The organism is Wolbachia endosymbiont of Pentidionis agamae (genome assembly GCF_036711655.1).
GTDB lineage: Bacteria > Pseudomonadota > Alphaproteobacteria > Rickettsiales > Anaplasmataceae > JAZHPY01.
The window spans coordinates 1-5,056 of the sequence record NZ_JAZHPY010000076.1; the positions used below are offsets into that span (position 1 = coordinate 1).

The 5,056-nt window shown below is 30.5% G+C and carries 4 protein-coding genes; 3 read left to right on the forward strand and 1 reads right to left on the reverse strand.

From position 1 onward, the window contains the following. The 3 genes from V6U76_RS04415 to secA all read left to right on the forward strand — a co-directional run. Positions 1-601 (forward strand): DUF4166 domain-containing protein (locus V6U76_RS04415; protein ID WP_333023860.1); only part of this gene is annotated, 601 nt, incomplete at its 5' end. Continuing rightward, positions 594-1,712: a saccharopine dehydrogenase family protein gene (locus V6U76_RS04420; protein ID WP_333023863.1), complete on the forward strand. Its 1,119-nt coding sequence runs from the start codon at positions 594-596 to the stop codon at positions 1,710-1,712. The genes V6U76_RS04415 and V6U76_RS04420, both read left to right, overlap by 8 nt. Positions 1,713-1,784: 72 nt before the next feature. Then, on the forward strand, positions 1,785-4,463 hold the full coding sequence (gene secA, locus V6U76_RS04425; protein WP_333023865.1) for a preprotein translocase subunit SecA: 2,679 nt from the start codon (positions 1,785-1,787) through the stop codon (positions 4,461-4,463). Here secA and ybeY read toward each other — a convergent pair whose 3' ends face one another. Continuing rightward, entirely contained in the window at positions 4,464-4,931 is a 468-nt protein-coding gene (ybeY, locus tag V6U76_RS04430) for an rRNA maturation RNase YbeY (RefSeq protein ID WP_333023867.1), read from the reverse strand. Positions 4,932-5,056: the final 125 nt, after the last annotated feature.

Below are 5,056 nucleotides of genomic sequence, written 5' to 3' on the forward strand. Positions count from 1 at the left end.
ATTTGCTAATGTATTCAAGAAGCAGTGGAAAAATTTACCTTTAGCAATCAAGAAACGATATGTCAATCGTTCTTATAGTAACGATGTTGTCACAGTAAAGGGTAAACTAAATGTACACTGTTCATGGGTGATTTACCTATTAAAACCATTACTAAAAATATTTAATACATTAGTGCCATATCAAGGAAAGGATATACCAGTAACTGTAAATTTGACAAGTAAATCAGATTCTAATTTATTACATTTCAACCGTACTTTTTACTTTCCTCATAAAGAATATCACTTCCGCTCTCGTATGATGGTTATGAAGGACAATAGTGTTATAGAATTTATGCGCTTTAATTTAGGTTGGCATATGAATTATTTTTACGATGGAAAAAAGGTGATAATGGAACACAGAAGATATGTGTGGAAAATATGCAAATTTCTCATTCCATTACCACTCTCTTTAATTTTAGGAAAAGGTTATGCAGAAGAAGAAGCATTATCAGATAATGAATTCAGAATGTATTTTGAGATAAGACACAAATTATTTGGTAAAGTATATGGTTATGATGGAAATTTCATTATAAGAGAAGATCAGGATCGAAAAGATGAATAAAAAAGTACTCGTATTGGGGAGTTATGGAAATTTTGGAGAAAGGATATCTTTTTCACTTGCTAAAACAGGTATTAATGTTATCCTTGCAGGGCGCAGCAAAGAAAAAGTTAGTGAATTAAAAGAGAAGATAAAACTAATAAGTCCAAATTCTAAAATAGAAAGTGCAAGTTTTGATGTAACATGCGAATTAGATTTATTAGCAAAGTTAAAACCATTTGTAGTAATCAATACTTGCGGACCTTTTCAATCTTCTGATTATTTAATTGCTAAAGCATGTATAAAATACAAAATACATTATATTGATCTTTCAGATTGTAGAGATTTCGTAAACAATATTCATACCCTTGATAAGGATGCAAAAGATAGTGGTGTGCTCATAGTAAGCGGAGCTAGTACTGTACCTGGACTATCATCAGCGGTTTTAGAAAAATATAAAGAAGAATTTTCTAAAATTGAATCACTGATTTTTGGAATAACTATTGGAGGTAAAATAAAACGAGGTCTTGCAACTACAAGATCCATTCTTTCTTATGCAGGTAAATTGTTAAAACCTTATCCAGGTTGTACTAAATGTTATGGTTGGCAGGATACATATAGACAAGATTATCCAGAGCTTGGAAAACGTTGGATGGCTAGCTGTAACGTACCTGACCTCGATTTACTACCTAAATACTATGGAATTCAAAAAATTAGATTTTCTGCAGGAATGGAAAGTAGCATACTGCATTTAGGAATATGGTTTATATCTTGGCTAGTTAGGTTAAAGATATTTAATAAGCTTGATAGATATGCAAAGCATTTACTTTATATGAGCAACTGGTTTGATTGGCTAGGTACACAAAATAGTGGTATGCATATGCTAATTAATGGTAAGGATGCTATAGGTAATCAAAAAGAAATACAGTGGTTTATTGTTGCAAAAGAAGGCCATGGGCCGCAAGTTCCTTGTGTTCCAGCTATTTTACTTGCTAAAAAACTCATTGATGGAAGCATGAAAAAAAAAGGTGCTACTCCATGCATTGGATTAATAATGTTAGAAGAATATATTCAGGAACTTCAAGAATTCCAAATTAAACAATACATTATAAGTAAAATGGAGTGTAAGATTTAGCAAGACAATTACATACAGTTTGTTGCTGTAATTTTAATTTGACAATATAATCTTACATTAAACAAGTATTGTATGTTAGATTTTTCTTTAATATCCATAGTCCTACTGACATCTCCAATTTTAATATTAGTATTATTTTTTCTTATAAAAAGGGTGTTTGTATCACAAAATCAAAAATTAATAAAATCTTTAAAAAAAGTTGTCGAGCAAATTAACAAATTAGAACCAGAAATGCAGAATTTATCAGATCAGGATTTGATAAATAAAACTGAAGAATTTAAGCAAAGATTAAAAAATGGAGAAACACTAGATGATCTTTTAGTGCCTTCATTTGCTTTAGTAAGAGAAGCTGCAAGAAGGTTCTTGAATATGCGTCACTTTGATGTTCAGTTGATAGGTGGAATAGTGCTTCATAAGGGTATGATAGCAGAAATGAAAACAGGTGAAGGTAAAACATTAGTTGCAACTCTAGCTGCATATTTAAATTCACTAGAAGGGTGTGGGGTATATGTTGTAACTGTTAATGATTATCTTGCAAAACGAGATACAGAATGGATGAATAAGCTATACAATTCTTTAGGTATTTCTGTTGCATTCATTACAAATAACTTAACAGATGAGCAAAGAAAAAAAGCTTACAATGCAGATATTGTATATTCTACAAACAATGAATTAGGGTTTGATTATTTGCGTGATAATATGAAATTTTCTGCAGTTGATACAGTGCAGAGAGGATTTAATTATGCAATAGTAGATGAGATAGACTCTATTTTGATAGATGAAGCACGTACTCCTCTTATTATCTCAGGCCAAGCTGAAAAAAATGATCAAATCTATGAGCAAATAAATAAGATAGTTATAAAACTTACTGATACAGATTATGAACTAGACGAGAAAAGTAAGACAGCTTTTCTGACGGACAATGGTATTTCAAAAGTGGAATCATTGCTAAAAGCTAACAATTTAATATCTGAAAACTCTTCATTATATAACGTTGAAAATATTATTATGACACATTATATAGATCAATCCCTACGTGCACAGAAATTATTTATTCTCAATAAAGATTATATTGTCAAAAATGGCAGGATAGTAATTATTGATGAGTTTACTGGACGTATGATGGAAGGAAGAAGATACTCAGATGGTTTACATCAAGCACTTGAGGCAAAAGAAAATCTTGAAATTCAACATGAAAATCAGACTTTAGCTTCAATTACATTTCAAAATTACTTTCGTATGTATAAAAAACTTTCTGGTATGACAGGAACAGCTGCAACAGAAGCTGAGGAATTCTTAGATATATATGGACTAAAAGTAGTAAAAATTCCGACTAATATGGCTGTACAAAGAATTGATATGAATGATGAAATCTATGGTACAGAAAAAGAAAAATATAATGCTGTGTTAAAATTTATCAAAGAGTGTAATGAACGCCTTCAACCAGTACTTGTTGGTACAGTGAGTATTGAAAAGTCAGAAAAACTTTCAGAGCTTTTACACCGTCATTCTCTAAACCATTCTGTACTCAATGCACGCTATCACGAGCAAGAAGCTTATATCATAGCACAAGCAGGTATTCCTGGAAGAATTACAATAGCAACAAATATGGCTGGACGTGGTACTGACATTCAACTTGGAGGAAATGCAGAAATGCTTGCAAAGCATGAGCTAAATAAAATAAAAAATGCTGTTGAAAAGGAAAAGAAATATCAAGAAATACTTGAGAAAGTAAAAGTAGATAAAGAGATCGCTATAAAAGCTGGTGGCTTGTGTGTGGTCGGTACTGAAAGGCATGAGAGCAGAAGAATAGATGATCAACTTCGTGGACGTTCTGGTAGACAAGGTGACCCTGGTTTATCAAAGTTTTTTCTATCACTTGAAGATGATTTACTAAGAATCTTTGGTTCAGGTAAGATGAGAAGTTTCCTTCAAAAGTTAGGCCTACAGGATAATGAAGCAATATATCATCCTTGGATTAATAAAGCACTGGAAAAGGCACAAAAAAAAGTCGAGACAAGAAATTATGAAATAAGGAAATCTTTGATAAAATTTGATAATGTTATTGATAGTCAACGTAAGGTTATTTTTGGGAAGAGAAATAATATTTTAGAAAATCAAGCTTATGATATATCAGAAATATATAATAAATTAAACGACAAAATGATAGAAAAAGTTACTCAAGGCGGTTATTGTGAAGATTATATTGAAGATATTATAAAAGAATTTAATCAAACATATGGGATACTTCTTATTAGTGAAGATCTATTAAAATGTTCTATTAAAGAGGAAATGTTGCTTTATATAAATAATAGAATAAAAGAATTCTTTAATCAAAAAGAAAGATATTTCAATGTTCAACATGATACGGATTTATGGAGATCTATAAAAAAACAAATACTGATTATGTCACTTGACCATTTATGGAGAGAACATCTTTCAACTTTGGAAATTTTAAAACAAAGCATAAGTTTGCGTGCCATTGGGCAAAAAGATCCTTTGAATGAATTTAAACGTGAAGCTTTTTTAATATTCGAATCAATGCTTGAAAAGTGGGACGAGTTGACTATTCAACGTTTAGCTAATTTCAAGCTTACAGATAGTCAAGGCTTTAATGTGTCACATAATAAACATTTAAATATATCAAGAAATGATAAATGTCCATGCAATTCAGGAAAAAAATACAAGCACTGCCATGGATTGATAACGGCAGCAAAAAATAAAGTGATACAAAATGAAGAAATTATTTAATTAAGATCCTTCGAAATTTAATTTTTTTAAAATCTTATTTTCTAAGTCTTTCATTATTATCTCTTCCGCTTCTTTGTGATGATCATAGCCAAGTAAATGCAAAAGCCCATGCACAAGCATATGTGCTGTGTGGTCAAGAATTCGTATAGAGTATTCTTTCGATTCTCTTTCTATCATGTCTACTGAAATTGCTATGTCCCCTAAGTGAAATTGGTCAGATGTTTCTTCTCCAGAAGCGAAAGAGAGTACATTTGTTGATTTATCAACTTTCCGATATTTTAAATTAAGGCTATGTAAAAATATATCATCTGCCATTGCTACAGATATACTAGGTTTTAAATGTAAAATTCCTAACTCTTCTAGAAAAACATTTATAATACTTACAACAAATTTTCTTGGACGCTTAAGTACTTTATACCACCTTTTATCAGAAATATTTATTTCTATAGAACTTGCTACATAAATCATCAATAATTTAGAAAAGATAGCTTTAAGTTATTGATTTACTGTTCTCTAAAATTTTTGCAACTATTTTTTTATTTTCCAAAATTGGAAAACATATATTTTCAAAAATGGAATAATGGAGAAGAACC